A 25777-nucleotide genomic window follows, 5' to 3' on the forward strand; every position below is an offset into this window, starting at 1 on the left:
GTCGGGGCCGGCGCGGGCGTATCGACGACGGGCGCGGCGACCGGTGCGGGGGTCGGGGTCGGTGCGGCGGCGACGGGTTCAGCCTTGGGTGCCGCGGCCGAGCGGACCGGCGATGGCCGCGCCTGCAGGCCCAGCCGGTGCGCCTTGCCAATCACGGCGTTGCGGCTGACGCCGCCCAGTTCCTCGGCAATCTGGCTGGCGGTATTGCCGGCTTCCCACAGCTTTCGGAGCTGCTCGATGCGCTCGTCGGTCCAGCCCATGGTCTTTACGCTCCTTGCGGGGGGCCGGGTCCGGCGCTAGGCCGTAGCCCATGACACCGACGACCGAACAGCCGCCCAAGATGACTTTGTCCCCACCGGGCGTGCCCGTGATCCCGTTCGTCAACTGGGGGGGAATGACAGCCCTCTATGTGAAGGAGGTGCGCCGTTTCTTCAAGGTGCAACTGCAGACCATCTGGGCACCGGCGATCACGACGCTGCTGTTCCTGGTGATCTTCACGGTCGCGCTGGGCGGGGGGGAGCGCACCGTGCTGGGCCGTCCGTTCGCGACGTTCGTGGCGCCGGGCCTGATCGTGATGGGCATGATGCAGAATGCGTTTGCCAATGCCAGCTTCTCGCTGCTGGTCGGCAAGATGCAGGGGACGATCGTCGATTATCTGATGCCGCCGCTGTCGACGGGCGAACTGGTCGCCGGACTAGTGGGGGCCGCGGTGACGCGCGCTGTGTTCGTCGGGTTCGCGGTGTGGCTGGCGATGGCGTTCTGGCCGGGGGTGCAGATCGTGCCGCATCATCCGCTGGCGGTGATCTGGTTCGGGCTGCTTGGCGCGTCGATGCTGGGGTTCCTCGGGCTGCTGACGTCGATCTGGGCGGACAAGTTCGATCATGCCGCGGCGGTGACCAATTTCGTGGTGGCGCCGCTGTCGCTGCTGTCGGGGACATTCTATTCGATCGAGAGCCTGCACGGCGTGTTCCAGACGCTGAGCCATCTGAACCCGTTCTTCTATGTCATCTCCGGCTTCCGCTACGGCTTCATCGGGACGACCGATTCGCCGGTGCTGCTCGGCGGACTCGTGCTGCTGGGCGTGAACGTGGCGCTGGGCGCGCTGTGCTACACGCTGATCCGCAAGGGATGGCGGCTGAAGAGCTGAACAAGGCGACGTTCGCCGCCTTTCGCGAACTACAGGCGGATATCATGCCCGCCCTTTCGCAAATCGCGCGTCCGGACCTGATCGTGCCTGACACCGGCCCGCTGTTCCATCTGGCTTGGGCGGATGCGCTCCATCTTCTTCACCAGATCGGCGGGCGGGTCGTGGTGGCCGATATGGTGGCGCTGGAAGCCACTCAGGATCTGTCGAAACCGGGTGCCCGCGCGATCACTGCGTGGATCGATGTCGGTCAGCAGCGGGGTTCCAATGCGCCCGTCCTCGTCGCGCCGACGGGGATCGGCGAACTGTTCCTGAAGGCCCGCAAGTCCGATCCCGACATCAGGCCGAGAAACGCCGGCGAATTGGCGATCCTCGAATGGCTCGGCAGCTACGTCGCTCATAGCGAGCACGCCGGCCAAAGCGTCCTGATCGTTTACGAGAACGGCAAGATCCCGCGCTTCGTCCGGGAAACCGGCCTAGATCTGGACACCGATGTGCTGACCACCCGCGCCTTCCTCGAACTGGCGGAACGGCGGGGTATCGTCTCGAGCGCCGAAGACTATTGGCAGCGCATGGTCGCGAGTGCGCTCACGGCAAACCCCGATATTGCCATCATGATGCAGCGACGGCCGGGCGGAAGTGACAGCTAACGCCCAACTGCGGGCATTGGCGGCTCCGCGCCGTCGGACTATGATCGCCCATGCACCCGTTCCCGCCAGCATCGACGATGAACGCGTTTCACGAAGATGCCGTTTCTCAGGTGTGGCTTGATCCCTACGGCGTTAGGTTCATTTTCGAGAGCGGGAAGCAGATATACGCGGAATCCAGCGTGCTGCACATCGAGCCAAATGGAACTGAGTGGCCATTCGAGTGTGCTGCTCAAGCCGGAGCGCCGGTCGTCTTTCATCGCCTGCTATATAAGCGGATCGTTATCGTTGGGCGCGAAGAACTTAGCCTAACCTTTCGGATGGAAGACGGCTCAACCTTAGTGATCGTGTCCGAGCTTGGCCCATATGAGAGCGGCCACATCATCATGTGCAAAGGTGATTTCACCGTCTTCTGAACGGCAGCTAACTACCTTTCCCGGACATTGGTTACGAAAGCACGCCCGCTCGAACCCGCTTCCACCTACGCCGGCACGACGCTATAGCGATTCGCAGGCGGCCGCGTCATCGGCCGCCTTTTTGCGTTTCCGGAGCCGTTTCCAGTACCGACAGGAGTTGCCGTCATGCCGATCACCCCGCTGATGCCCGTTTACCCGCGGTGCGGCGTGCGACCGGTGCGCGGCGAAGGCTGCTACCTGATCGGCGAGGACGGCCAGCGCTATCTCGATTTCGCCAGCGGCATCGCCGTCAACCTGCTCGGGCATGGCCACCCGCATCTGACCGCCAAGCTGCAGGAGCAGGTCGCGACGCTGATGCACGTGTCCAACCTGTACGGCAGCCCGCAGGGCGAGCAACTGGCGCAGCGGCTGATCGACGTGACGTTCGCGGACACGGTGTTCTTCACCAATTCCGGCGCCGAGGCGGTGGAGTGCGCAATCAAGACCGCGCGGCGGTATCACTTCGTCAACGGCAACCCGGAGCGCACGACGCTCATCACGTTCAAGAACGCGTTCCATGGGCGGACGCTGGGGACGATTTCGGCCACCGACCAGGACAAGATGCGCGGCGGGTTCGAGCCGCTGCTGCCGGGCTTCGCCTATGCGCCGTTCGACGATCTGGCGGCAGCCGAGGCGCTGGTGGACGACACGACCGCGGGTTTCCTGGTCGAGCCGATTCAGGGCGAGGGCGGTATCCGCCCGGCGTCGCGCGCCTTCCTGCACGGCCTGCGCCGGATCTGCGACGAGCGCGGGCTGATGCTGGTGCTGGACGAGGTGCAGTGCGGCGTCGCGCGGACGGGCGCGATGTACGCGCACGAGCTGTACGACGTGAAGCCGGACATCGTGGCGACCGCCAAGGGCATCGGTGGCGGCTTCCCGCTCGGCGCTTGCCTGGCAACCGAAGAGGCCGCCAGGGGCATGGTCGCGGGCACGCACGGATCGACCTATGGCGGCAATCCGCTGGCGATGGCGGCGGGCAATGCGGTGCTGGACGTGATCCTGGAACCCGGTTTCCTGGAACAGGTGCAGGCCAGCGGCGACCGGTTGCGGCAGGCGCTGGAGCAGATGATTCCCAACCATGACGCGCTGTTCGACAGCGTGCGCGGTACGGGGCTGATGCTGGGCCTGAAGATGAAGACCGACAGCCGGCGGTTCGTGGCGTATCTGCGCGACCACCATAATGTGCTGACCGTGGCGGCGGGCGAGAATGTGGTCCGCGTGCTGCCGCCGCTCATCATCGACCAGAGCCATATCGACGCGTTCGTCACGAGCGTATCGGAGGCGGCGCGGCTGTACGTGCCGCCCGCCGACGAATGATCGGTGGCTGATCCGTTCGGTTCGGGCGTGCCCCGAACCGTTCCCATCCGGAACCCGCCACCCGTTTTCGACAGGATCGAACCGAACGGGCGCTGCGTGGAGTGACATATGACCGACCGTAACTTCATCGACCTGGCCGATGCCGGCGCGCACGGAGTCGCCGCGATGCTGGGCGATGCGCTGGACCGCAAGACGGCGCGCGCCGGCTGGTCGAAGGGACGGGTGGATGCGGACGCGCCGCTCGCCGGCTTTACGCTGGCGATGATATTCGAGAAGAATTCGACGCGGACGCGGGTGTCGTTCGACATGGCGATGCGTCAGCTGGGCGGCACGACGATCGTGATGGACGCCGGCACGATGCAGCTGGGCCGCGGGGAAAGCGTGGCCGATACCGCACGGGTGCTGAGCCGCTATGTCGACGCGATCATGATCCGCACCGACGATCATGAAAAGCTGCGCGAAATGGCGAAGCATGCGACTGTGCCGGTCATCAACGGGCTGACCGATTTCAGCCATCCGTGCCAGATCATGGCCGACATGCTGACCGTGCTTGACCGGACCGGGCGGCTGGCGGGGACGGTCTGGGCATGGTTGGGCGACGGCAACAACGTGCTCCATTCGATCGTGGAGGCGGGCAGCCTCATGAAGTTCGAGGTCCGGGCCGCCTGTCCCGAGGGGTATGATCCGTCGCCCGTCGTCGTCGCGGACGCCTGGGCGCGGGGCAGCCGGTTCGCGGTGACCCGCGACGCTCGCGAGGCCGTGGCCGGTGCGGACGTGATCGTCACCGACACCTGGATTTCGATGGGCCAGGAACATGCCGACGAGAAGCTGGCGGCGATGATGCCGTATCAGGTCACGCAGGACCTGATGGCCGCGGCGGCGAAGGATGCGGTGTTCCTGCACTGCCTGCCCGCGCATCGCGGGGAAGAAGTTGTCGACGCGGTGATCGACGGGCCGCAATCGGCGATTTGGGACGAGGCGGAGAACCGGCTGCATGCGCAGAAGTCGGTCCTGCTGTGGTGTTTCGGGCGCCTCTGATTCATTCTGAGCCTCTCTATTTCAAAGGGGGTGGCGTGTGGGCAACAGCGTCTTGCCTGCAGCTTTACCGGCTTGAAGCGGTCAGCTTCATTCCAGCCCTCCCCTGAAGGAGAGGGGCTACGGAGGAACCAAGGGCGCTCGGTCTCTTCTGACGGCCTGGGCGTGGGGGTGGACGGGGCTGGACAGAGAGGCGGGGCTTTAGAAGAACCGCGCGGTTTCCTATCTCGGCGCAAACAGCAGACAGGAACGCATATTTTGGCCAGCACCTATGACGGCCCGACGCCGCCGCCGACCGAGCATCTCGACGAGGCGCTCGGGTTCATGATCCCCGGGCGGCATGCGCGCGGGCGCGTCGTGCGGCTGGGGCCGGCGCTCGACTCCATCCTGAGCCGCCACGCCTATCCGCCGGCGATCGAGCGGGTGCTGGCGGAGGCGCTGACGCTGACGGCGCTGCTGGGATCGTTGTTGAAGGATGCCGAGGGGCAGCTGACCGTGCAGGCGCAGACGGAGGGCGGGGTCATCGACCTGCTGGTCTGCGATTACCGGGCGGGCGTGATGCGCGGCTATGTCCGCCACGACGGCGAACGGCTGGCCGAGATGCCGGTCGATCCGTCGCTGTTCGCGCTGTTCGGCCCGGGCTATCTGGCGATCACGTTCGATCAGGTGACGTCGGGCGAACGCTACCAGGGGATCGTGCCGCTGGAAGGGGCGTCGATCGCGGAGGCGGCGGAACGCTATTTCGCGCAGTCCGAGCAGATACCGAGTCTCGTGCGGCTGGGCATCGTCGGCAATGCGCGCGACGGGCATGTCGCGGGCGGGCTGATGATCCAGCATCTGCCCGAAGGGGAGGAAGGCCGCGACCGCATTCACACCCGACTGGACCATCCGGAATGGGACCATATCGCCACACTGGCCGCGACGCTGAAGCCGGAGGAACTGTCCGACCCAGCGCTGCCGCTGTCCGACATCATCTGGCGGCTGTTCCACGAGGAAGAGGAGGTCCGCGTCCTGCCACCCGCGACGCTGACGCGGGGTTGCCGCTGCAACCCAGAACATTTCCGGGAAGTGCTGGCCCGTTTTCCGGAGGACGACCGCATCGGAATGGCCGACGCGGACGGCGTGATCGAGGTGGCGTGCGAATTCTGTTCCAGCAAGTACGGGATCACGCTGGCAAGCCTGGCGGCGGTCGAGGGCGACACCGCGGCGTGATCTACTCGCGCGGTTCGTCGTACAGGCGGCTTGTGACGACGGACATTGCCTCCATGATCCCGGATCGGGTCCGGCATGACGGGTGACGGGACTGATCTGGTCTATTTTACGATCGACCGGGTTGCCGTTCACCGCACGTAAAGCGGTGACGTCATAGGTAGTGCGTGTCGTGTCGGGCACGACTCCCTAAGACGGTCAGATCTGGCCGGCCTGGGCCGCCTCCCAACCGGGGCGGCCCTTTCTTATTGCGCCGGCCGGCGCACGGTAATAGCGCGGCGCGCATGGAAAACAGCATGACTGAAACAGGCGCGGCCGTGGTGCTGCTGTCCGGCGGACTCGATTCGATGGTGGTGGCCGGCCTGGTCCGTGAACGCGGGCACCGGCTCTTCGCACTGACGATCGACTATAATCAGCGGCATCGGATCGAGTTGGACGCGGCGGCGCGGGTGGCGGCGGCGCTGGGGGCGGAACGGCATGTCGTGCTGTCGATCGACCTGACGCAGTTCGGTGGATCCGCGCTGACCGCCGATATTGCTGTGCCCAAGGATGGCGTGCAACCGGGCATTCCGGTCACCTATGTGCCCGCGCGCAACACGATCTTCCTGTCGCTGGCGCTCGGCTGGGCGGAGGCGGTGGGGGCACGCGACCTGTTCGTCGGGATCAACGCGCTGGACTATTCGGGCTATCCCGATTGCCGGCCGGAATTCGTCGATGCGTTCGAGGCGATGGCCAATGTCGCGACCAAGGCGGGTGTCGAGGGCGACCGGTTCCACGTCCACGCCCCGCTGCTGGCGCTGGGCAAGGCGGATATCGCGCGCGAGGCCGACCGGCTGGGGCTGGACGCCGGGATGAGCTGGTCCTGTTACGATCCCACGGCGGACGGGCGGCATTGCGGGGCGTGCGACAGCTGCCGTCTGCGATCGAAGGGGTTTGCCGACGCCGGCCTGCCCGATCCGACCCGCTACGCCGGATCGCCGGCATGAGCGGCTATGCCGTCAAGGAGATGTTCCTGACGTTGCAGGGTGAGGGGATGCAGGCGGGCCGTCGTGCGGTATTCCTGCGCTTTGCGGGCTGCAACCTGTGGACGGGCCGCGAACAGGATCGGCACAAGGCGGAATGCCAGTTCTGCGATACCGATTTCGTCGGCACGGACGGCGACGGCGGGGGCAAGTTTCCGGATGCCGCGACGCTGGCCGCCGCGGCGCGGAAATTCTGGGATACGTGGATGGAGGATCCGGTCGATCAGGCGTTCGTCGTGATCACCGGCGGCGAGCCGATGTTGCAACTCGACGCGCCGCTGATCGACGCGTTGCATGCCCAGCAGTTCCAGATCGCCGTCGAAAGCAACGGCACGCTGCCGGCGGTGCCGGGGATCGACTGGCTGTGCATCAGTCCGAAGGCCGGGACGACCATCGTCCAGCGGAGCGGGGACGAGCTGAAGCTGGTGTGGCCGCAGCCGGGCACCGATTATGCGGACATGGAGTCATGGGACTTCGCGCATCGGCTGATCCAGCCGATGGACGGCCCGTCGCGGCAGGACAACGTCGCGGCCGCGATCAAGTTCGTGATTCTCCACCCGAAATGGCGGTTGTCGACACAGGTCCACAAGAGTTTGGGACTGCGGTAAAGGCTGGGGGTTAAGGTCGGAACCGGCCTCAACCTATTGTAATCCCAGATAATTATCATTCGTCATCGAGTCCGGAATGACGGGTGCATTGGCGGAATTGATCGGAACCGATTCAAGGATCGTCCAGCTTCTTACCGACATTATGCCCGGCGGGGTGAGATTCCGGCTCTCGCCGGGATGCCGGTTGGGGTGACGGCATGGGGTAGCGGGCGCACGGTTTCGCACTGCTATGCGGGACCGGCAGGTCCCGCCCTGTATCAGACGCCGTTCGGGTTGGCAGCGCCTTCGACGAGTGCGACGGGGCGACCGGCGGCGGCCTGGGTCATGTTCCAGGTCACGATGCACTTCTTCACCAGTTCATCCCGCTTGTTCCAACATTTGGTGTCGAGCGGCGGGGTGGGCAGGCTGGCGAAGGTCGTCCGGCGGATCAGAAACATGCCATCACCCATCGGGACCAGACTGTTGCGGAATTCGCGCATCCGCAGTTCGGCGGTCTCGTGCAGCTTGCCGCGTTCTCGCCCGATCGCGTCGCGTCCGATGGCCGCCGCGGTTTCGCAGAAACCGAGCTGGGCATGGAGGGTGGAGAAGCCGTTATAGGTCTTGGTCGTGTACTGATCGAGCGCGACCTGCCAGCCCTTCGGCATCGTGCGTTTGAAATAGCCGGTGACCGTTTCGTAGGCGCTGTTCAGTTCGCCATCATGCTGCTTCAGCAGGGTATTGTAGTTCTTGACCGCAGCGAGCGGCGGCGCGAACTGGCATTGCAGCGCGGCCACGTTGAGACCGGCGCGCATGTTCCATAGCAGATGGGCACTATATTCCTTCGGCGTGGCACCGGGCATCGGCAGGCCGAGACCGGGTTCGTCGCCGCGGACGGGCGTCCCGGTGAAATTGGGCGGTGTCCAGAACAGATAGGATGCCGCAGCCGGGCCGGGCACCATGGCCAGGCCCGAGAGGGCGACGAAACCGGCGAATACAGGCCGGCGAACCAAAGGCAAGATCATGACTGAATCCCAACGCTAACCTGCGTGGATTAAGCACATTTCAGCTGGCCCACAAAGGATTTTGACGCGGGGTTCGTCGCAAGCGGGACCGGGATGGTCGCCCGGCCGGGCAACGCCGGCGACGGTCCACGATCGTGGACGACCGGCAGTCCGGGCACCAATCCCCATGCCTAGGACGCAAAGGAAAAGGCCGCCCGGTTGCCCGGACGGCCTTTCCCAGAAATCGTTCGGATGAACGATTTACATGCCGTTGGACATGTTGCCCATCGCCATGTTGCCGCCCATGTCGTTGGACATGCCCATGTCGTTCGACATGTTGCCGCCCATCATGCCGTTGTCCATCGCCATGTTGTCGCCGGTCATGGCGCCATCAACGGCGGTGACGTCGTTCATGGTGCCGTCCATCGGCTCCATGGAGTTCATTTCGGTCATGTTCGTGTCGGCGGTGTTTGCAGTCTCGCTGCCGCCGCAAGCGGAGACGAGCAGTGCTGCACCCATGATCATCGAACCGGTCATCAGCTTGGAAAAATTACGCATGTCGGGACTCCCTAGATAATCCGATCTGGTTTGGGTCTAGCCCTTCATACCCAAATCGCTTCCGTCATTAGCCTTTCTGCAAGAACTGCTCAAGGGCCGTGCGAACGACTTCGCAGGCACCCGAGGAATTCCGGCAGATTGGCTTTCAACGCTGTATCAAACGCGTGCATCGGAAAAGGTTTCCCCAGATCGTGCAGGCTCGTCACCGCGAAGTCTGGCAGGCCGCACGGCACGATGCCGGCGAAATGCGACAGGTCCGGCGCGATGTTGACGGCGAATCCGTGGAAGCTGACCCAGCGCCGGACGCGCACACCGATCGCGCCGACCTTGGCCTCGCGTCCGTGCGCGTCGGTCCAGATGCCGATCCGCCCCGGTTCGCGGCGGGCCGCGACGCCGAGTACCGCCAGCGTATTGATCACCCAGCCTTCCAGCGCGTGGACGAAGGCGCGCACGTCGCGCCCCCGCGCCCCCAGATCGAGCATGACATAGCCGATCCGCTGGCCCGGGCCGTGGTAGGTATATTTGCCGCCACGCCCGGCGGGATAGACCGGGAAGCGGTTCGGGCTGAGCAGTTCGTCACGCACCGCGCTGGTGCCCGCGGTGTAGAGCGAGGGATGTTCGAGCAGCCAGATGAGTTCCGGCGCGGTGCCCGCGTGGATCGCCGCGGCCCGCGCCTCCATCTCCGCAAGTGCTTCCGGGTAGGGGACCGGCTCCGGCGAGACCCGCCATTCGAGCGCGGTATCGGGCGATGTGGTCGCCTGGTCTGGCGAGGCATTGGTCGGGTCCGTCATGCCGCCGGTCTGATCGTTCCGCGTCGCGGTTGCAACCGGCGTGCCGCGAAGCCGCCGCGCGAGCCCCCAAGCCGCATTGCGCGGCGGCGGCTGCGGTGGGATAGGCGGCGGGCCGAACTTCCGGCGCGCCAGAGGACATCGATGCCACACATTCCGCCCCGTCTCTCGCTTGCGGATGTCGCCGACCGGACCCGCGGCTTCGTCCGGCGGGAAGCCGGGCTGCTGCTGCCGCTGGCGTTTGCCACCACCGGTCTGGCCACGTTGCTGTGGGATCTGGCCGCACCTACGGTGTCGGTGGGGCAACGGGCGGCGCCGGGCCCGTGGTTGCTCGTGCTGTTTCCGGTGACATTGCTGTTCCTGATCGGAAACATGGCGGTTGCGGCGCTGGTCGTGACCGGTGGTGCGGCGGGCGGCGTCAGCGTGCGCGATGCGTTGCGGGTCGCGGTCGACCGGCTGGGCAACGCGCTGCTCGTCCTGCTCCTGTTCCTCGGTGCGGCGCTGGTGCTGACCGCGGTGGTCAGTGTGATCGCGATCCTGATCGGTCGCGGCATCGGCTGGCCGGCGCAGCAGGCGACCAGCCTGGCGCTGTTGCTGATCCTGCCGGCCGTACTGGTGGCGGCGATCCGGCTGCTGACATTGTGGCCGGCGATCGCCGCGCGCGCGCCGCGGCCGGCCCCGGTGCAGGCGGTGCGCGATGCCTTTGCCACGACGCGCGGGCTGTTCTCGCGGCTGGTGGCGGTGACGATACTCTACGCGCTCGCCTACATGCTGATCCTAGGAGCGATCGAATTCGGGCTGGGATCGGTCCTGCTGCTGGTGGGCCGCGCGACCGGCCAGGCGGCCGCGATGGGCGTGCTGCTGTCCGTGGTCGGCGCGATGGCCGGTGCGGCGGTCCAGGCGGTCTGGGGCGTGTTCGCGGCGTTCCTCTACCTGAGCGTCACGGCGGACAGCAGCGGGACCTGAGGCGCGGCGTCGGCCGGCAGCAGCCCGGAGACGCGCGGATCGGGAAAGGTTTCGAGCGTGCGGGCGATGGCCCGAAACCCCTGCGCACGGTAGAAGCCGAGCGCGCGCGGATGATCCAGCGTGCAGGTGTGGACCAGCATGCGTTGTGTGTCCGGCCGCCAGCCGAGCGTCAGTGCGTGCGCCATCAGCCAGCGCCCATGGCCGCGCCCGGCCAGTTCGGGGATGAACCCGAAATAGGCGATGCGGCAGGTGCCCGTCAGGCTGTGGTCGAGTTCGAGCATGCCGACCTCGATCCCTGCCGGGTCGATGACCGCATGGACGGCGACTTGGCGGTCGGCGAGGATCGCGGCCAGCCGGGCATCGTCCATCGCGAGCCGCGAATACCAGAGCCACGGCGTCCCGACCCGCGCGAACAGCGTGCGGTAGGCGGTGATCGCCGGGGTCCGCCACCGGACGAGGCGCAGCGGCCCGGGCGGTAGCGGCCGGGCCGCGGGCCGCCGCGTCATGGCCAGCGTGGTCACCACGGTAGCGACATCGGTGTCCGCGACGGAGGTGAGACTCATCGTGGGCGGGCCGACGCGCACCGCGCGAACCGGGGCGGGGGGACCGGCATGGTCATGCCCAGGTCGCGGTCGGCGGCAGGCTCATGAGGATCGCGTCGATATTGCCGCCGGTCTTCAGGCCGAACAGCGTGCCGCGATCATGGACCAGGTTGAATTCGGCATAGCGCCCGCGGAATGCGAGCAGTTCGGCATAGTCCGCCTCCGTCCAGGGCTGGTCCATCCGGGCGCGCACGATGCGCGGGAAGATGTCGAGAAACGCATCGCCCACGTCGCGGACGAAGGCGAAGTCGGTGGCGAAATCACCTTCGAGATGATCGAAGAAGATGCCCCCGACGCCGCGGTGGACCTGGCGATGCGGGATGTAGAAATATTCGTCCGCCCATTGCCGGAAGCGCGGATAGTAGGTCGGGTCGTGGGCATCGCACGCCGCCCGCATCCGGGCATGGAAGGCAGCGGTATCGTCGTCGCGGGGCAAGGCGGGGTTGAGGTCCGCACCGCCGCCGAACCAGCGGCGCGTGGTCACCAGGAAGCGGCAGTTCATGTGGACGGCGGGCACGTGCGGGTTGGCCATGTGCGCGACCAGGCTGATGCCGGTGGCAAAGAAGTTCGGATCCTCCCCCGCGCCGTGGATCGATCGGGCGAATTCCGGCGCGAACGCGCCGCCGACGGTCGATACGTTGACGCCGACCTTTTCGAATACGCGGCCCTTCATCAACCCGCGCATGCCGCCGCCACCGCCGGCCGGTTCGCGGTCCCACGGCGCGAAATCGAACACCGCATCGCTGCCCGCCTCCCGCTCGATCGCTTCGAACGCGGTGCAGATGCGGGTGCGGAGCGCCTCGAACCAGTCGCGCGCCGCCTGCTGTTCCGGGTCGAGATGGATCATGTCATGCCTTCATCCCTGGGGCGGATGCCGATGCTAATGCCGGGTCCGCCGGCCAGCCCGCGGTCTGCCGCAACGCTTCGGCCAGCGCGATGCCAGCCGCGACGGCGACATTCAAGGACCGGTATCCGGCGCGCATGGGAATGCGCACGCGCAGGGCTGCGGCATCATGGACATGCGGCGGCACGCCCGATCCTTCCGCGCCCATCAGGACGATGTCGTTCGCGGCGAACCGGGTTTCGTCCAGCCGCGTGCCGCCGGCGGTGGTCAGCAGCACGATCCTGCCCGGCGTGGCATGGCGGAACGCGTCCCAGTCGGCATGCCGGCGGATTTCCGTGCGGTCGGCATAGTCCATGCCGGCGCGGCGCAGCGCCCGGTCGCTGAACGGGAAGCCGCAGGGTTCGACGATATCGACGCCGACGCCCAGGCACGCCGCCAGCCGCAGGATGGTGCCGACATTGCCGGCGATATCGGGTTGATGCAGACAGATACGCATGGGTGCGGTGCCTATGCGAACGTGTCGCAACTGTCACCTGTGCGCGATACGCACTTGGCAACGCCCACGGCGCACGGCTATCAACCGACGGTCGCAGGCCGTGTCCGCGCGACGAAGCGACGCGTGCGGCACCCGGCCAGGGTGCGGCGGAGACGGCGTAGACAGGGCGAAGGGTCGAGGGTTCCAGCGGATGGCGAATGTCGAAGTGGTCGATCAGGCCGGAGTGACCGAAAAGGTCGAGGGGGTCGGTGTCCGCCGGCGCGACTGGCTGAACATCGCGGCCGTCAGCGTGGCGGGCGTGGGCGGCGTGGCCGTGCTGATCCCGCTCATCAACCAGATGAACCCGTCCGCCGACGTGCTGGCGCTGGCCTCGATCGAGGTCGATATCTCAAAGATCACGCCCGGCATGGGCATCAAGACATCGTGGCGCAAGCAGCCGGTGTTCATCCGCAACCTGACGCCCAAGGAGATGGCGGAGGCGAATGCGGTAGACGTGTCGTCGCTGCGCGATCCCGCCACGCTGGCCGAACGGACCAAGCCCGGCAAGGAGAACTGGCTGATCACGCTGGCGGTCTGCACCCATCTGGGATGCGTGCCGCTGGGCGTGACCGAGGGGGAGAATCGCGGCGCCTATGGCGGGTATTTCTGCCCCTGCCACGGGTCGTCCTACGACACCGCCGCGCGGATCCGGTCGGGTCCGGCACCGCTGAACCTGAACGTGCCGGAGTATAAATTCAACTCCGACACCGTCGTCCAGATCGGTTGAGGACACACAGATGAGCTTTCCCTGGGCTACGCATTACGCGCCGAAGAGCGCGTTCACGCAGTGGATCGACGAGCGGCTGCCCTTGCCCCGTCTGGTCTACAACGCGGTCGGTGCCGGTTATCCGGTGCCGCGCAACCTCAACTATTTCTGGAATTTCGGCGTGCTGGCGGGCGCGGCGCTGGGCCTGCAGATCATTACCGGGATCATCCTGGCGATGCATTATGCGGCGAACGGCGCGATCGCGTTCGATTCGGTCGAACATATCATGCGCGACGTCAATTCTGGCTGGCTGCTGCGCTATGCGCATGCCAACGGTGCGTCCTTCTTCTTCATCGTCGTCTACATGCATATCGGCCGGGGGCTCTATTACGGGTCGTACAAGGCGCCGCGCGAGATGATCTGGCTGCTGGGCGTCGTCATCTTCCTGCTGATGATGGCGACGGCGTTCATGGGCTACGTCCTGCCCTGGGGGCAGATGTCGTTCTGGGGGGCGCAGGTCATCACCGGCTTCTTCTCGGCGATCCCGCTGGTGGGCGAGCCGATCCGCGAATGGCTGCTCGGCGGCTATGCGCCGGACAACGCGGCGCTCAACCGCTTCTTCTCGCTCCATTACCTGCTGCCGTTCGTGATCGCGGGCGTCATCATCCTGCACATCTGGGCGCTGCATATTCCGGGGTCGAACAACCCGACCGGCGTGGACGTGAAGGGTCCGCAGGACACGGTGCCTTTCCACCCCTACTACACCGCCAAGGACGGGTTCGGGCTGGGCGTGTTCCTGATCGCCTTCTCGCTGTTCGTGTTCTTCATGCCCAACGCGCTGGGCCATCCGGACAATTATATTCCGGCCAACCCGCTGTCGACGCCGGCGCACATCGTGCCCGAATGGTATTTCCTGCCATTCTACGCGATCCTGAAGTCGTTCACCGTCAATTTCCTGTGGATCCCCGCGAAGCTGTGGGGCGTGATGGCCATGTTCGGGTCCATCTTGCTGCTGTTCGTGCTGCCGTGGCTGGACCGGTCGCCGGTTCGGTCGTCCAACTACCGCCCGCTGTACAAGTGGTTCTTCTGGGCGCTGGTGGTCGACGTGCTGGTGCTCGGCTGGCTGGGGCAGGCCCCGGCGGAAGAGCCTTTCGTCCGGTTGAGCCAGTTCTGCGCCGCTTATTATTTCGCGCATTTCCTGATCATCCTGCCGATCGTGTCGAAGATCGAGCGGCCAAAGCCCTTGCCGATGTCGATCTCGTCCTCCGTGCTGCATGGCGAAGCGCAGGAATCCGCGCCTTACGGTGCCGGTGGCGAAGCGCCGCTGGTCGCCGCCGCGCCTGCCCGCGCGCACTGAACCCCAGGGAGTCGTAACCAGATGGTTCGCATAATCGCCTTCCTTGCAGGGCTCGTCTTCGTGGCGGCGCTGGTCGTCGCCATGCTTATTCCGCGCCAGCCGGCGGTGGAGAACACCGCGCATCATTTCCACGTCGAGCCGAAACAGGTGGCATTCGCCAGCGACGGCGCGTTCGGTCGGTTCGACCGGCAGCAGCTACAGCGCGGATTCCAGGTGTACAAGGAAGTGTGCGCCGCCTGTCATTCGCTGCGCCACGTCGCGTTCCGCGACCTGACCGACCTGGGTTTCAGCGCACCCGAGGTAAAGGCGATCGCCAAGGGCTGGGCCACCGAAGTGCCGTCGGTCAACCCCGACACGGGCGAGCCCGCAACGCGCAAGGCGATCCCGTCCGACATGTTCCCGAGCCCCTATGCCAACGAGGTCGCCGCTCGTGCGGCCAACAACAATGCGCTGCCGCCGGACCTGTCGCTGATGACCAAGGCGCGTGAGGGCCATGCGGAATATGTCCATGGTCTGTTGACTGGCTATCGTCCGGCCCCCGCGAACCTGCCTGTCGAGGCGCGGCCCGGCCCCGGTCTGTACTACAACCCGGTCTATGCGAACCTGAACATCGCCATGCCGCCGCCGCTGGTGGCCGATGGTCAGGTCAGCTATTCCGACGGTACGAAGCCGACGGTGGACCAGATGGCGCAGGACGTGTCGGCATTCCTGATCTGGACCGCCGAACCGAAGCTGGAGAACCGCAAGCGGACCGGCGTGGCGGTCCTGCTGTTCCTGCTGCTGGCGACGACGCTGGCCTATTTCGCGTACCAGAATATCTGGGCGGAGAAGAAGGGCAAGCACCTGCCGCAGACCTGATCGACGGTCCGACACAGGCAGGAGGGGGCGGTCCGGTAACGGGCCGCCCCTTTTTCGTGTCAGCGGGCGGCGTAGCGGACGGCGGTCCGGGGCAGAGGCGCCCAGTCACCTTCGACGAAGGCGACGTTCAGGATCACGCTGCGGTTCGTCGCGGCGGCCGGCAGCGGGGCCAGCCGGAGCGTCCTTGCCTTGTTCAGCAACGCTGCGTCGGCGATTCGATTGCCGCTGCTCTGGACGATATAGGGAGCGGAGAGCGTGCCGTCCGCGGCGACTTCCGCGCCGATCCGGGCGTTCGCCTTTGCCGACCGACGCGCGTTCACCGGCAGCGTCGTCATGACCCTGTCGAGGCGGTTCGCGGCATCGACCTGCCACGCCGACAGGGTGGTCGGTGCGGTTGTGGCGGCGTGTGCCGGGGCGGCGGCACCGCCGATGCACAGACCGGAGAAGACGAGTGCGCCGGCGGCGGAAACGGCGATGCGGTGCGCGGCGATACGGTCGAAAATAAGCATGGCGTTGGTCCCTTGGCTGTCGGCCGGTGGCCGGTGCCACGTCGATCGCGGCAACGCAGGGGAATTTGCAGGGAGCGTGCCAAATGGTGTTCGCTACAGAATTCGCGGGATTTAATCTGCGTCACACGCGTCTTCCAAGTGCGGCGTCCTAAGTCGAGGTGTGTTGATCCTATGTTTAGGACATATTGCTAACCTGCTCTCGTTACATGAAGCGGGCGGGCCAACCCAGGCGGGCTTTGTCAGATTCGGCTACCGCTCTCGTCTTCCCGGACCCCATCCGGGCAGGTAGTTCACGCATGGCGGGTGCGGCTCTGAAGCGCGCGACCGGTCCGGGGATGACGCATTGTTCAGACGACGCCGAGATCAGACCATGACGCAGTCATAAGGGATACCAGCGGACGCTGGAATGACGGTCGAGAGGCGGGGACCTGGTGGACGGTAGGGATACGTTCAGCGATCGGGGCTGGTTCAACCCCCGCCTGCCGTCCCTTCCAATCACTTGGCGGTCCGATCCGTCGCAGGCCTCCGCTGGAACAGGGCGATCGGAATGAAGGTCATGACGGGTACGTCGTCCTGGTTGAAGACGGTCATGCGGGTGCGGACGACGCCGCGGTCCGGCCGGCTGCGCGAAGGGATGACGTCGATGACTTCGGTCTCGCAGCGCAGGACGTCACCCGGGTGGACCGGGCGGAGCCAGCGCAGTTCGTCGATCCCGGCGGCACCCAGGCTGCCGCCGACATCGCCGTCCTCGCCCATATTGGCGACGACCATCGCCATCGTCATCGCGGTGCTGTGCCATCCGCTGGCCGCGAGCCGGCCGAAATGGGTGCTGGCGGCGGCCGCGTCGGACAGATGGAAGGGTTGTGGATCATATTTCCGCGCGAAGTCGAGGACTTCCTCGCGGTCGACGACGTAGCGGCCGAAACCGGATTTCTGACCGACCGTGAAATCCTCGAACCATGCCATGCCGCGCTCCTCCCGGGTTTACGCCCAAGCTAGCGGCAACGGCCCGGTCCGCAAGCGGCGGTGGGTGCTTCCTGTGCCTGGCGGATATGGTAGGACGGTCCGGGAGAACAGGGCATGGAACTGGTGTATCGGACAATGCCGTCGCCGGTCGGGATGTTGACCCTGGTCGCGAGTGGCGTGGGGCTGGTGGCCGTGCTGTGGCCCGACGACGATCCGCTGCGCGTGCGGTTGCCGACCATGACCGTAGCGGCGGGGGTGCATCCCGTGCTGCGCGACGCGGCAGCGCAGTTGGCGGCCTATTTCAACGGCGACCGGACCGGGTTCGACGTGCCGGTCGATCTGCGCGGTACGGAGTTCCAGCGTGCGGTGTGGGATGCGTTGCGGACGATCCCCTATGGCGAAACGCGCAGCTACGCGGCGATCGCGCGGCAGATCGACCGGCCAGAGGCGTCGCGGGCGGTGGGGGCCGCCAACGGCCGGAACCCGGTGTCGATCATCGTGCCGTGCCACCGCGTCGTCGGGTCGGGCGGGGCGCTGACCGGGTTCGCAGGCGGGATGGCCGCCAAGGCGCGGCTGCTCAGGCTGGAGCAGGGACGGCGGGACCTGTTCGATATGGAGTGATCGGGTCGTTGCCCTAAACCAAGGTCTGGTTCTGGTTTGGGGTGGTGTTCGACCGAAGGGATATCCCGGCTTTCGCCGGGATGACTGTCGGGAAGAAAAGGTGCGTCTGGCGGTTCAGACGTTGAACCGGAACAGCAGAATGTCCCCGTCCGCCACGACATAGTCCTTGCCTTCCGACCGGAACTTGCCAGCGTCGCGCGCGCCCGCTTCGCCGTTGCAGGCGACATAATCGTCATAGGCGATCGTTTCGGCGCGGATGAAGCCGCGTTCGAAATCGGTGTGGATCGCGCCGGCGGCCTGCGGGGCCCTGGAACCGCGCTCGATCGTCCAGGCGCGTGCTTCCTTGGGGCCGACAGTGAAGAAGGTGAGAAGCTGGAGCAGGTCGTAGCCCGCCCGGATCACGCGGGCGAGACCGGTTTCGGTGAGGCCGAGGTCCGACAGGAAATCGACCCGGTCGGCCGGGGCCATCGTCGCGATCTCCGCCTCGATCGCGGCGGAGACGACGACGGACTTCGCGCCTTCGGCCACCGCCTTCGCAGCGACGCGGGCGCTGAGCGCGTTGCCGTCCGCCGCGGCGCTTTCGTCCACGTTGCAGACGTACAGGACGGGCTTCGACGTCAGCAGCTGCGCCTGAGCAAAGATGCGAGCCTCGTCCTCGTCCTTGGGCACCGTCAGCCGGGCGGGCTTGCCTTCGCGCAGCAGGTCGAGCGCCTGGCCCAGGACGGAGGCGGCGATCTTGGCCTCCTTGTCGCCCTGCATCGCTTTCTTCTGGGCGGCGGGCACGCGCTTTTCCAGGCTGTCGAGGTCGGACAGCATCAGTTCGGTCTCGACCGTCTCGGCGTCGGCGATCGGATCGACCTTGCCCTCGACATGCGTCACGTCGCCATCCTCGAAACAGCGCAGGACGTGGACGATCGCGTCGACCTCGCGGATGTTGGCGAGGAACTGGTTGCCGAGCCCTTCGCCCTTCGACGCGCCGCGGACGAGCCCCGCGATATCGACGAAACCGAGCTGCGTTTCGATGATCTTGGCCGATCCGCCGATTCTGGCGATCGTATCGAGCCGCGGATCGGGCACCGCAACCTGGCCGACATTCGGTTCGATCGTGCAGAACGGATAGTTCGCCGCCTGCGCCGCCGCGGTTTCGGTCAGCGCGTTGAAGAGGGTGGACTTGCCGACGTTCGGAAGCCCCACGATGCCGCAGCGGAAACCCATATGATGTTCGTCCTGTACCCGGTCGGATCCGCCGGCGTGACACCGGGGTTTGCGGGGCGAATAGCCGGCCCTGCGCGCGGACGCCAGCCGTGCCGGGCGGAACCGCGCACGTCCGCGCGGTGTTGGGCAATCATTCGATACGGAATCAAGGTGAATATTATGAAGCGCATGATGATGATTGCGGCGCTGATGCTGGCGACGACCGGTCCGGCGATGGCGCAGACGATGGCGGCGACCGACGTCGGCGTGCAGCCGATGGCCGGCACGTCGGCCACCGACTATGTCAAGCTGGCCGCAGACGGCGACATGTACGAGATCGCATCGAGCAAGCTGGCAATGTCGAAGGCGCAGCGCCCCGACGTGAAAAAATTCGCGCGCGAGATGGTGAGCGATCATCAGGCGACGACCAAGACGCTGATGGCGGCACTCAAGAACCCGGACCGTACGATCGCAAAGCCCGGCACGCGCATGTCGACCGGCAACGAAGCGAAGATCGCACTGCTGAAGAAGGCGCCGAAGGCGAGCTTCGACGACCTGTACCTGCAGCAGCAGATGCAGGCGCATCAGACGGCCTGGGCGCTGCACGGCGGGTACGCGACCGACGGCACCGACCCGGCGTTGAAGCAGGTTGCCAGCACCGCGGTTCCGGTGATCGAACGTCACCTGATGCATGTGAAGCAGATGACCACGACGGCGATGTCGGGCATGTGATCCAACGGCGGTGGGGCCTTGGGTCCTGCCACCGGCGGGTTAGATGTTTCAGCTTTGTCGAGACGGGAAAGGCCGGCCGCGGGAAACCGTGAGCCGGCTTTTTCTTGTCCGGATCGTCGAAGCCGGACGGTCGATCACGGTGCGCAATGGACGTCGTGGGGCCGCGCCATAGTGCCGCCGGGAAACTGGTGGACCGGCAGGCACCAAGTGGCTCATGTTCGGGCGAAATCCGAAGGGGGGGAACATGGCAGGCTTGCGAATCTGGGGCGGCGTGGCGGCGGTCGCGTGTCTGGCGGTACCGGCCGTTGCGGCGGATGTCGGCGAGCGGGCGGCGATCGCGCGCGCGCTGGCGCGTGGGAACAACATCTATGCCTATGACCGGGCAGCATGGGTGACGACGGATGCGCTGATGGCGGCAATTTCGGACGCACAGAAGCGAGAGATACGTGGCTGGGTGGTGGCACCCGCTCCAGGGGACCGGTTGACCGTGACCTATTACGGGCTGACGGGCGCGAAGCCCTATGCGATCTTCACGGCTGACACCGATGGGCGCACGGTCGGCAACAAGCGGATGTGGGCTGCGAACGACGCGCGCGATCTGACGCCCGAGCTCATCGCGCAGAGCCAGGTGCGCGACCGGATGATGCGAGTGAACCTGCGGCCATGCACGCCGGCGCGGTTCAACAGCGTTATCCTGCCGCCGGAGACGAACGGCGGGCCGTATATCGGTTACCTGCTGTCGCCGCAGACCGATGATACTGGCTATCCGGCCGGCGGGCATTACCGGGTCGAGGTTTCGCGGACCGGCGAGGTCGTGTCGCAGCGGTCGTTCACGAAGAGTTGCATCACGCTGGGCGGCCGGGCGCCGGATGGCGCCAAGCCCGCTGCTTTGGTGGTCAGCCATATCCTGGACCCGGTGCCGACCGAGATCCATGTGTTCGTGTCGCTTGCGACGGGGCTGCCGCTCTATGTTGCGACCGGGCCGGACGCGACGTGGAAGGTCACGGGGACGGCAATCGAGCGGGTGAAGACGCCGGGCTGAACCCGTCAGGCCAGCCGGCGCGAGACTTCGTTCAGGAAACGGACGTCGTCGCGGGCGGCGAGGAGCGGGGCTTCGGCGGCGATCGCGCCGAGCATGGCGGCGAGTGGGTCCATCTCCGCCTTGGCGTAGTTGCCGAGCACGTGGCCGGTGACGCGGTCCTTGTGGCCGGGATGGTCGATGCCGATCCGGACGCGGCGGAAGGCGTTGCCGATGTGCGCGTCGGCGGAGCGCAGGCCATTGTGGCCCGCATTGCCGCCGCCGGTCTTCACCTTCACCTTGAACGCGGCGAGATCGAGTTCGTCGTGGAAGATGGTGAGCGCATCCTCGCCGAGCTTGTAGAAGCGCAGCGCCTCGCCGATCGCGCGGCCGCTATCGTTCATGAAGGTGGCGGGTTTGAGCAGCAGGACCTTGTCCGGGCCGATCCGGCCGGGGGCGAGCCAGCCCTGGAACTGTTTTTTCCACGGGCCGAAGCCGTGGACCTCGGCGATCGCATCGACCGCCATGAAGCCGACATTGTGACGGTGGAGCGCATATTCCGCGCCGGGATTACCCAGGCCGACCCAGATCTGCATGTGCTGGCGTCCTGTTCGGGTGGGCTAATCGTTTGGGTGTCGCGTAGCCGCTTTGCACGGCTCGTCTTTGAAAGGATCGCCGCCACCGACGCCCCCCTGGGACGTCGGTGGCGGCGGGCCGAAGCCGTCCCGCCCCCGCGAAGGGAGCGGGAAGAGCCTCAGTCTTCCTTCTCTGCTGCGGCTTCCGCCTCGGCAGCGGCCGACTGCTCGGCAGCGAGCGCCTCGTCAGCAGCTTCGTCTTCGGCGTTCGGGATCGTCGGGGCAGCCATCGTCGCGATCGTGAAATCGCGGTCGGTGATCGCCGGGGTAACGCCGTTGGGCAGCGTGACGTTGCTGATGTGGATCGAGTCGCCGACTTCGACGCCGGCCAGCGAGATCGTGATCTCGCCCGGAATCTCGGACGCGTCGCAGACCAGGTCGATTTCATGCTGGACGATGTTCAGCACGCCGCCGCGCTTGATGCCCTTCGACTCTTCCTGATCGACGAACACGACGGGCACCGAGACGGTGATCGTGGCATGTTCGGAAATACGCAGGAAATCGACGTGCATCGGCCGGTCGGTGACCGGGTGGAAATGCACATCCTTGGGGATCGTGCGGATAGCGGCGCCGGCAACGCCGTCAACCATGATGACCGAATTCATGAAATGCCCGGTGCTGAGCATCTTGACCAGGGCCTTTTCCTCGACGTGGATCGAGAGGGCTTCCTGCTTGTTGCCGTAGATCACGGCGGGTACGCGGCCTTCACGACGCATGGCTCGGGAGGCTCCCTTGCCAGCCCGATCGCGCGTCTCGGCCGACAGTGTGAGCTGATCGCTCATATTATGTCTCCAGACATTGATGTTGACCCCACGCCGCGCCTCCAGGGATGACCATGGCGGGGATTGGCGCGCGTAGCGGGAATTTGCGGATTTTGCAATGCGGGTGCGGACTGGGAGGGGGCTTCGCTCGGGGTAGCGGGTCTGTCCAGCCTAAGCCCCTCTCCCCAACCCTCTCCCCGGAGGGGCGAGGGGGCTTGGTCTTGCGCTGCCTTGACGCTTTGCCTGTCGGTGACGCAAGGGTTTCGGCACATTATTTAAAGTCCGAAGGCCTCCCATGCCCGACCTCAAGCCGCTCAGTTTTCAGGGCCTGATCCTGACACTCCACGACTATTGGAGCCGTCACGGCTGCGTCATTCTGCAACCCTACGACATGGAGATGGGGGCGGGGACGTTCCACCCGGCGACGACGTTGCGCGCGCTGGGGCCGAAGCCCTGGAAGGCCGCCTATGTCCAGCCGTCGCGGCGGCCGACGGACGGGCGGTACGGGGAAAACCCGAACCGGTTGGGGCATTATTATCAGTATCAGGTGATCCTGAAGCCGAGCCCGGACGACCTGCAGGACCTGTATCTCGGGTCGCTGGCGAAGATCGGGATCGATTTCACCGCGCACGACATCCGGTTCGTCGAGGACGATTGGGAGAGCCCGACGCTGGGCGCCTGGGGGCTGGGCTGGGAAGTCTGGTGCGACGGGATGGAGGTGACGCAGTTCACCTATTTCCAGCAGGTCGGCGGTTACGACTGCAAGCCGGTGGCGGGCGAGCTGACCTACGGGCTCGAGCGGCTGGCGATGTATATCCAGGGTGTCGACAATGTGTACGATCTGGCGTTCAACGACGACGGCGTGACCTATGGTGATGTGTTCCTGGAGAACGAGAAGCAGTTTTCGAAGTATAATTTCGAGGCGGCCAATACCGAGACGCTCTTCAAGCAGTTCACCTTGGCGGCGGACGAGGCGCGCGCGCTGATCGACGCAAAGTTGCCGTTGCCGGCGTACGATCAGGCGATCAAGGCGAGCCATATCTTCAACACGTTGCAGGCGCGCGGCGTCATCTCGGTAGCGGAGCGCGCGGCCTATATGGGCCGGGTGCGCGATCTGGCGAAGGGCAGTTGCCAGGCGTGGATGGCGCATAATGGCTGGGACGACGAGGGCGTGAAGTTGGCCGCTACGGCGCCAGGCATGACCGGTCAGGATGCGAACTGATGGCTGATTTCCTGCTCGAACTCCTGTCCGAGGAAATCCCTGCGCGGATGCAGGAGAAGGCGTGCGCGGACCTGGCGCGGCTGTTCGCGGCCGAGCTGGCGAAGGCCGGGTTGGCGGCGGACGCGGTGGAGACCTTTGCGACGCCGCGGCGGCTGGCACTGATCGCGCGAGGTCTGCCGCTGGCGACCGAGCCGGTGGCGGAGGAGGTGAAGGGGCCGCGTGCCGATGCGCCGCCGCAGGCGCTGGCCGGGTTCCTGGGCAAGACCGGGCTGACGCGCGAGCAGCTGGTCGAGCGGGCCGATGCCAAGGGCAACGTCATTCTGTTCGCGGTGACCGAGAAGCCGGGGCGGGCGACGGCTGCCGTCTTGGCCGAAGCGGTGCCGGCCATCATTCGCGGCTTCCCGTGGCCGAAATCGATGCGCTGGGGGGCGGAGTCCGCCAGCACCGCGTCGCTGCGCTGGGTGCGGCCGCTGAAGGGGATCGTGGCGCTGCTCGACGAGATGGTCGTGCCGATCGAGATCGCGGGCATCGTGTCTGGCGCCGCCACGGTCGGCCACCGGTTCCATCATCCCGAACCGATCACGATCGGGTCTGCGGACGACTATGCGTTCAAGCTGCGCACCGCGCACGTCATCCTGGACCCGGCCGAACGGCGGGCGATCATTCGCGACGGGGCTGCTGCGGTTGCGGCGGCGGCCGGGCTGACGGTGGTGCCGGACGAGGGGCTGGTCGCGGAAAATGCCGGGCTGACCGAGTGGCCGGTGCCGTTGCTGGGCGCGTTCGACCCGGCGTATCTGGCGGTGCCGCGCGAGGTGATCCAGCTGACCATGCGGACCAACCAGAAATATTTCGCGCTGGTCGATGCCGCGGGGGCGCTGGCGCCGAACTTCGTCTGCACGGCGAACATCATGGCGCGCGATGACGGTGTCGGGGTCGTGGCGGGCAATGCCAAGGTGCTGGCGGCGCGGTTGTCGGATGCGAAGTTCTTCTGGGAACAGGATCTGAAGGTAAAGTTGGCGGAGAGCGCCAAGAAGCTGGACCAGATCGTGTTTCACGAGAAGCTGGGCACGGTAGCGGACAAGGTCGACCGCGTGGCGAAGCTGGCGCGGTGGTTGGTGGAGGAGGGGATCGCTTCTTCTTCCCCCTCTCTCCTGCGGGGAGAGGGGAGCAACCTCGCCGCCGGCGTTACGCCCGAGGAAGAGGTCGCACCCCTCTCCCAACCCTCTCCCCGGGGGGGGGAGGGCTTTGCCCGCGACGAGCTTGCGCAGATGGCCGAAACCGCGGCGCGACTGTGCAAGGCGGACCTCGTCACTGGCATGGTCGGCGAGTTCCCCGAATTGCAGGGCATCATGGGCGGCTATTATGCCCGCGCGGAAGGCTATCCCGACGCGGTCGCCGACGCGATCCGCGACCATTACAAGCCGGTCGGGCAGGGCGACGACGTGCCGACTGCACCGGTGACTGTGGCGGTTTCGTTGGCGGACAAGCTGGATACGATCATATCCTTCTTCGCGATCGGTGAGAAACCGACGGGCTCGAAAGACCCGTTTGCTCTCCGACGTGCCGCGTTGGGCGTCATCCGCACCGTGCTGGATCATGGGTTGCGTCCCGCAATGATGGACGTTTTCTTGCAGGGGCAACTGCCCCGGGAGAGTAACGACTTCGAGGCGGCCGTCGCTGCGGTCTGGTCCGATCTCAAGCACGACGATGCGTTAGCCGAACGCTATCTTTCGGAAATCGGATCGAGTGCGTCGTTGGGCGCGGGTGCCGTTCTAGCGCGGCAAATCCAGCTGGAGCATATGGCAGGCGCGACACTGAGCGACGATCAGAAGCTGATGATCGCGCAGGGTCATGTTCAGATCAAACAGGCCGTCCAATTCGACCCGATGTCGAAGGCCGCGTCCGAGCTGCTGGACTTCTTCGCGGACCGTTTGAAGGTGCAGCAGAAGGAAGCAGGCGTTCGGCATGACCTGATCGATGCTGTGTTCGCGCTTGGTGGCGAGGACGACCTCGTTCGGTTGCTGGCGCGGGTGCGTGCCTTGCAGGCGTTTGTCGAGACGCCGGATGGGATCGACCTGTTGGCGGGGTATAAGCGGGCGGCCAATATCCTGAAGAAGGAAGCGCCGGCGGAGGCCGGGGGCAGCGACCATGTGATGGAGCCGGCGGAGGCAGAGCTGGTGGCCGCGCTGGATGAGGCGGAGCCGGCGGCGGAGGCTGCGGTTGCGGCGGAAGACTTTGGCAGTGCGATGGCGGCACTGAGCCAGCTGCGCGGGCCGATCGATGCGTTTTTCGAGGACGTTACGGTGAACGACCCCGATCCGGCAAAGCGCGCGGCGCGGTTGGCGCTGCTGGGCCGGATCCGGGCGGCGGTGCACCGCGTGGCCGATTTCTCGCGGATCGAGGGGTAGGCGGGCGGTCGCCGGCCCGCTGCGTCCGGAAGGATGCGAGGCCGGCGACACTGTCTGGAGCGCCACGACTTAACGCAGGA

The 25777-nt window shown here is 66.1% G+C and carries 29 protein-coding genes; 17 read left to right on the top strand and 12 right to left on the bottom strand.

The window, feature by feature from the left end:
* A partial coding sequence (locus tag BKY59_RS02050) for a GcrA family cell cycle regulator (protein ID WP_240499921.1) occupies window positions 1-260 on the bottom strand: 260 nt, incomplete at its 3' end.
* A gap of 50 nt (window positions 261-310) precedes the next feature.
* Here BKY59_RS02050 and BKY59_RS02055 point away from each other — a divergent pair.
* The 8 genes from BKY59_RS02055 to queE all read left to right on the top strand — a co-directional run bounded on the left by BKY59_RS02055 (window position 311) and on the right by queE (window position 7437).
* The gene (locus BKY59_RS02055) at window positions 311-1147 is read left to right on the top strand and encodes an ABC transporter permease (protein ID WP_076068444.1); all 837 of its coding nucleotides are present in this window, start codon (window positions 311-313) and stop codon (window positions 1145-1147) included.
* Window positions 1129-1794 (top strand): hypothetical protein, encoded by a 666-nt coding sequence (locus tag BKY59_RS02060; protein WP_076068445.1) that lies wholly within the window; start codon window positions 1129-1131, stop codon window positions 1792-1794. The genes BKY59_RS02055 and BKY59_RS02060 overlap by 19 nt, the downstream gene beginning before the upstream one ends.
* A 50-nt stretch (window positions 1795-1844) precedes the next feature.
* The gene (locus BKY59_RS02065; protein ID WP_129586160.1) at window positions 1845-2207 is read left to right on the top strand and encodes a hypothetical protein; all 363 of its coding nucleotides are present in this window, start codon (window positions 1845-1847) and stop codon (window positions 2205-2207) included.
* A gap of 165 nt (window positions 2208-2372) precedes the next feature.
* Window positions 2373-3563: an aspartate aminotransferase family protein gene (locus tag BKY59_RS02070; RefSeq protein WP_076068447.1), complete on the top strand. Its 1191-nt coding sequence runs from the start codon at window positions 2373-2375 to the stop codon at window positions 3561-3563.
* Between the two features lie 108 nt (window positions 3564-3671).
* On the top strand, window positions 3672-4601 hold the full coding sequence (gene argF / locus BKY59_RS02075) for an ornithine carbamoyltransferase (protein ID WP_076068448.1): 930 nt from the start codon (window positions 3672-3674) through the stop codon (window positions 4599-4601).
* A 255-nt stretch (window positions 4602-4856) separates the two neighbouring features.
* Window positions 4857-5810: an Hsp33 family molecular chaperone HslO gene (gene hslO / locus BKY59_RS02080; protein ID WP_076068449.1), complete on the top strand. Its 954-nt coding sequence runs from the start codon at window positions 4857-4859 to the stop codon at window positions 5808-5810.
* 293 nt (window positions 5811-6103) lie between these two features.
* The gene (gene queC / locus BKY59_RS02085; RefSeq protein WP_129586161.1) at window positions 6104-6793 is read left to right on the top strand and encodes a 7-cyano-7-deazaguanine synthase QueC; all 690 of its coding nucleotides are present in this window, start codon (window positions 6104-6106) and stop codon (window positions 6791-6793) included.
* Window positions 6790-7437 carry a 7-carboxy-7-deazaguanine synthase gene (gene queE / locus BKY59_RS02090; protein WP_076068451.1) on the top strand — a complete coding sequence of 216 codons (648 nt, stop codon included), beginning with the start codon at window positions 6790-6792 and terminating at the stop codon, window positions 7435-7437. Before queC ends, queE begins: the two co-directional genes overlap by 4 nt.
* A 257-nt stretch (window positions 7438-7694) precedes the next feature.
* Here queE and BKY59_RS02095 read toward each other — a convergent pair whose 3' ends face one another.
* From BKY59_RS02095 to lipB, 3 genes are all read right to left on the bottom strand, one after another.
* The gene (locus tag BKY59_RS02095; protein WP_076068452.1) at window positions 7695-8438 is read right to left on the bottom strand and encodes a hypothetical protein; all 744 of its coding nucleotides are present in this window, start codon (window positions 8436-8438) and stop codon (window positions 7695-7697) included.
* Between the two features lie 240 nt (window positions 8439-8678).
* Entirely contained in the window at window positions 8679-8975 is a 297-nt protein-coding gene (locus BKY59_RS02100; RefSeq protein ID WP_076068453.1) for a hypothetical protein, read from the bottom strand.
* 89 nt (window positions 8976-9064) lie between these two features.
* Complete coding sequence (gene lipB / locus BKY59_RS02105; protein WP_076068454.1) at window positions 9065-9766, bottom strand: lipoyl(octanoyl) transferase LipB; 702 nt, start codon at window positions 9764-9766, stop codon at window positions 9065-9067.
* 141 nt (window positions 9767-9907) lie between these two features.
* Here lipB and BKY59_RS02110 point away from each other — a divergent pair, with 141 nt between their 5' ends.
* A complete protein-coding gene (locus BKY59_RS02110) occupies window positions 9908-10729 on the top strand; it encodes a hypothetical protein (RefSeq protein WP_076068455.1) in 822 nt (273 codons plus the stop codon).
* Here BKY59_RS02110 and BKY59_RS02115 read toward each other — a convergent pair.
* From BKY59_RS02115 to BKY59_RS02125, 3 genes are read right to left on the bottom strand one after another with little or no spacing between them, the layout of a single operon-like run.
* The gene (locus BKY59_RS02115; RefSeq protein ID WP_076068456.1) at window positions 10693-11292 is read right to left on the bottom strand and encodes a GNAT family N-acetyltransferase; all 600 of its coding nucleotides are present in this window, start codon (window positions 11290-11292) and stop codon (window positions 10693-10695) included. The two genes, BKY59_RS02110 and BKY59_RS02115, sit on opposite strands and share 37 nt — an antisense overlap.
* 52 nt (window positions 11293-11344) lie before the next feature.
* A complete protein-coding gene (gene hemF, locus BKY59_RS02120; RefSeq protein ID WP_076068457.1) occupies window positions 11345-12178 on the bottom strand; it encodes an oxygen-dependent coproporphyrinogen oxidase in 834 nt (277 codons plus the stop codon).
* Between the two features lies 1 nt (window position 12179).
* Window positions 12180-12671, bottom strand: a complete 492-nt coding sequence (locus BKY59_RS02125) for a tRNA (cytidine(34)-2'-O)-methyltransferase (RefSeq protein ID WP_076068458.1) — start codon at window positions 12669-12671, stop codon at window positions 12180-12182.
* A 190-nt stretch (window positions 12672-12861) separates the two neighbouring features.
* Between BKY59_RS02125 and petA the strand changes: the two genes are divergently transcribed.
* The 3 genes from petA to BKY59_RS02140 are packed head-to-tail and all read left to right on the top strand — an operon-like array spanning window position 12862 to window position 15631.
* Entirely contained in the window at window positions 12862-13437 is a 576-nt protein-coding gene (gene petA, locus BKY59_RS02130) for a ubiquinol-cytochrome c reductase iron-sulfur subunit (protein WP_076068459.1), read from the top strand.
* Between the two features lie 10 nt (window positions 13438-13447).
* Window positions 13448-14773, top strand: coding sequence for a cytochrome b (locus BKY59_RS02135; protein WP_076068460.1), 1326 nt, complete (start codon window positions 13448-13450; stop codon window positions 14771-14773).
* Window positions 14774-14794: 21 nt separating this feature from the next.
* A complete protein-coding gene (locus tag BKY59_RS02140; RefSeq protein WP_076068461.1) occupies window positions 14795-15631 on the top strand; it encodes a cytochrome c1 in 837 nt (278 codons plus the stop codon).
* A gap of 59 nt (window positions 15632-15690) precedes the next feature.
* Here the strand turns inward: BKY59_RS02140 and BKY59_RS02145 are convergent, their stop codons facing one another.
* Together BKY59_RS02145 and BKY59_RS02150 are read right to left on the bottom strand one after the other, a co-directional pair.
* Window positions 15691-16140, bottom strand: coding sequence for a hypothetical protein (locus tag BKY59_RS02145; protein ID WP_076068462.1), 450 nt, complete (start codon window positions 16138-16140; stop codon window positions 15691-15693).
* 495 nt (window positions 16141-16635) lie between these two features.
* Window positions 16636-17106, bottom strand: a complete 471-nt coding sequence (locus BKY59_RS02150) for a MaoC family dehydratase (RefSeq protein ID WP_076068463.1) — start codon at window positions 17104-17106, stop codon at window positions 16636-16638.
* A 114-nt stretch (window positions 17107-17220) separates the two neighbouring features.
* On the opposite strand from BKY59_RS02150, the gene BKY59_RS02155 reads away from it, so the two are divergent.
* Entirely contained in the window at window positions 17221-17727 is a 507-nt protein-coding gene (locus BKY59_RS02155) for a methylated-DNA--[protein]-cysteine S-methyltransferase (RefSeq protein ID WP_076068464.1), read from the top strand.
* 114 nt (window positions 17728-17841) lie between these two features.
* Here BKY59_RS02155 and ychF read toward each other — a convergent pair whose 3' ends face one another.
* Window positions 17842-18942 carry a redox-regulated ATPase YchF gene (gene ychF, locus BKY59_RS02160; protein ID WP_076068465.1) on the bottom strand — a complete coding sequence of 367 codons (1101 nt, stop codon included), beginning with the start codon at window positions 18940-18942 and terminating at the stop codon, window positions 17842-17844.
* A 159-nt stretch (window positions 18943-19101) separates the two neighbouring features.
* On the opposite strand from ychF, the gene BKY59_RS02165 reads away from it, so the two are divergent.
* Both BKY59_RS02165 and BKY59_RS02170 read left to right on the top strand, forming a co-directional pair.
* Entirely contained in the window at window positions 19102-19653 is a 552-nt protein-coding gene (locus tag BKY59_RS02165) for a DUF4142 domain-containing protein (RefSeq protein ID WP_165374783.1), read from the top strand.
* 244 nt (window positions 19654-19897) lie between these two features.
* On the top strand, window positions 19898-20695 hold the full coding sequence (locus BKY59_RS02170) for a hypothetical protein (RefSeq protein ID WP_076068466.1): 798 nt from the start codon (window positions 19898-19900) through the stop codon (window positions 20693-20695).
* Window positions 20696-20700: 5 nt separating this feature from the next.
* Here BKY59_RS02170 and pth read toward each other — a convergent pair whose 3' ends face one another.
* Together pth and BKY59_RS02180 are read right to left on the bottom strand one after the other, a co-directional pair.
* A complete protein-coding gene (gene pth / locus BKY59_RS02175) occupies window positions 20701-21267 on the bottom strand; it encodes an aminoacyl-tRNA hydrolase (RefSeq protein WP_076068467.1) in 567 nt (188 codons plus the stop codon).
* Window positions 21268-21425: 158 nt separating this feature from the next.
* Window positions 21426-22088, bottom strand: coding sequence for a 50S ribosomal protein L25/general stress protein Ctc (locus BKY59_RS02180; RefSeq protein ID WP_076068468.1), 663 nt, complete (start codon window positions 22086-22088; stop codon window positions 21426-21428).
* Window positions 22089-22362: 274 nt separating this feature from the next.
* Here BKY59_RS02180 and BKY59_RS02185 point away from each other — a divergent pair, with 274 nt between their 5' ends.
* Entirely contained in the window at window positions 22363-23289 is a 927-nt protein-coding gene (locus tag BKY59_RS02185; RefSeq protein WP_076068469.1) for a glycine--tRNA ligase subunit alpha, read from the top strand.
* Window positions 23289-25697, top strand: coding sequence for a glycine--tRNA ligase subunit beta (glyS, locus tag BKY59_RS02190; RefSeq protein ID WP_076068470.1), 2409 nt, complete (start codon window positions 23289-23291; stop codon window positions 25695-25697). The genes BKY59_RS02185 and glyS overlap by 1 nt, the downstream gene beginning before the upstream one ends.
* The last annotated feature ends 80 nt before the right edge of the window (window positions 25698-25777 follow it).

Source organism: Sphingomonas montana (genome assembly GCF_001956315.1).
In the GTDB taxonomy this organism is placed as follows: Bacteria; Pseudomonadota; Alphaproteobacteria; order Sphingomonadales; family Sphingomonadaceae; genus Sphingomonas_R; species Sphingomonas_R montana.

What these genes read in the sequence shown, in the direction of transcription:
- BKY59_RS02055 (WP_076068444.1), top strand. Translation starts at nt 311, where the DNA reads ATGACACCGACGACCGAACAGCCGCCCAAGATGACTTTGTCCCCACCG.
- BKY59_RS02060 (WP_076068445.1), top strand. Translation starts at nt 1,129, where the DNA reads ATGGCGGCTGAAGAGCTGAACAAGGCGACGTTCGCCGCCTTTCGCGAA.
- BKY59_RS02065 (WP_129586160.1), top strand. Translation starts at nt 1,845, where the DNA reads ATGCACCCGTTCCCGCCAGCATCGACGATGAACGCGTTTCACGAAGAT.
- BKY59_RS02070 (WP_076068447.1), top strand. Translation starts at nt 2,373, where the DNA reads ATGCCGATCACCCCGCTGATGCCCGTTTACCCGCGGTGCGGCGTGCGA.
- argF (WP_076068448.1), top strand. Translation starts at nt 3,672, where the DNA reads ATGACCGACCGTAACTTCATCGACCTGGCCGATGCCGGCGCGCACGGA.
- queC (WP_129586161.1), top strand. Translation starts at nt 6,104, where the DNA reads ATGACTGAAACAGGCGCGGCCGTGGTGCTGCTGTCCGGCGGACTCGAT.
- queE (WP_076068451.1), top strand. Translation starts at nt 6,790, where the DNA reads ATGAGCGGCTATGCCGTCAAGGAGATGTTCCTGACGTTGCAGGGTGAG.
- BKY59_RS02095 (WP_076068452.1), bottom strand. Translation starts at nt 8,438, where the DNA reads ATGATCTTGCCTTTGGTTCGCCGGCCTGTATTCGCCGGTTTCGTCGCC.
- BKY59_RS02100 (WP_076068453.1), bottom strand. Translation starts at nt 8,975, where the DNA reads ATGCGTAATTTTTCCAAGCTGATGACCGGTTCGATGATCATGGGTGCA.
- lipB (WP_076068454.1), bottom strand. Translation starts at nt 9,766, where the DNA reads ATGACGGACCCGACCAATGCCTCGCCAGACCAGGCGACCACATCGCCC.
- BKY59_RS02110 (WP_076068455.1), top strand. Translation starts at nt 9,908, where the DNA reads ATGCCACACATTCCGCCCCGTCTCTCGCTTGCGGATGTCGCCGACCGG.
- BKY59_RS02115 (WP_076068456.1), bottom strand. Translation starts at nt 11,292, where the DNA reads ATGAGTCTCACCTCCGTCGCGGACACCGATGTCGCTACCGTGGTGACC.
- hemF (WP_076068457.1), bottom strand. Translation starts at nt 12,178, where the DNA reads ATGATCCATCTCGACCCGGAACAGCAGGCGGCGCGCGACTGGTTCGAG.
- BKY59_RS02125 (WP_076068458.1), bottom strand. Translation starts at nt 12,671, where the DNA reads ATGCGTATCTGTCTGCATCAACCCGATATCGCCGGCAATGTCGGCACC.
- petA (WP_076068459.1), top strand. Translation starts at nt 12,862, where the DNA reads ATGGCGAATGTCGAAGTGGTCGATCAGGCCGGAGTGACCGAAAAGGTC.
- BKY59_RS02135 (WP_076068460.1), top strand. Translation starts at nt 13,448, where the DNA reads ATGAGCTTTCCCTGGGCTACGCATTACGCGCCGAAGAGCGCGTTCACG.
- BKY59_RS02140 (WP_076068461.1), top strand. Translation starts at nt 14,795, where the DNA reads ATGGTTCGCATAATCGCCTTCCTTGCAGGGCTCGTCTTCGTGGCGGCG.
- BKY59_RS02145 (WP_076068462.1), bottom strand. Translation starts at nt 16,140, where the DNA reads ATGCTTATTTTCGACCGTATCGCCGCGCACCGCATCGCCGTTTCCGCC.
- BKY59_RS02150 (WP_076068463.1), bottom strand. Translation starts at nt 17,106, where the DNA reads ATGGCATGGTTCGAGGATTTCACGGTCGGTCAGAAATCCGGTTTCGGC.
- BKY59_RS02155 (WP_076068464.1), top strand. Translation starts at nt 17,221, where the DNA reads ATGGAACTGGTGTATCGGACAATGCCGTCGCCGGTCGGGATGTTGACC.
- ychF (WP_076068465.1), bottom strand. Translation starts at nt 18,942, where the DNA reads ATGGGTTTCCGCTGCGGCATCGTGGGGCTTCCGAACGTCGGCAAGTCC.
- BKY59_RS02165 (WP_165374783.1), top strand. Translation starts at nt 19,102, where the DNA reads ATGAAGCGCATGATGATGATTGCGGCGCTGATGCTGGCGACGACCGGT.
- BKY59_RS02170 (WP_076068466.1), top strand. Translation starts at nt 19,898, where the DNA reads ATGGCAGGCTTGCGAATCTGGGGCGGCGTGGCGGCGGTCGCGTGTCTG.
- pth (WP_076068467.1), bottom strand. Translation starts at nt 21,267, where the DNA reads ATGCAGATCTGGGTCGGCCTGGGTAATCCCGGCGCGGAATATGCGCTC.
- BKY59_RS02180 (WP_076068468.1), bottom strand. Translation starts at nt 22,088, where the DNA reads ATGAGCGATCAGCTCACACTGTCGGCCGAGACGCGCGATCGGGCTGGC.
- BKY59_RS02185 (WP_076068469.1), top strand. Translation starts at nt 22,363, where the DNA reads ATGCCCGACCTCAAGCCGCTCAGTTTTCAGGGCCTGATCCTGACACTC.
- glyS (WP_076068470.1), top strand. Translation starts at nt 23,289, where the DNA reads ATGGCTGATTTCCTGCTCGAACTCCTGTCCGAGGAAATCCCTGCGCGG.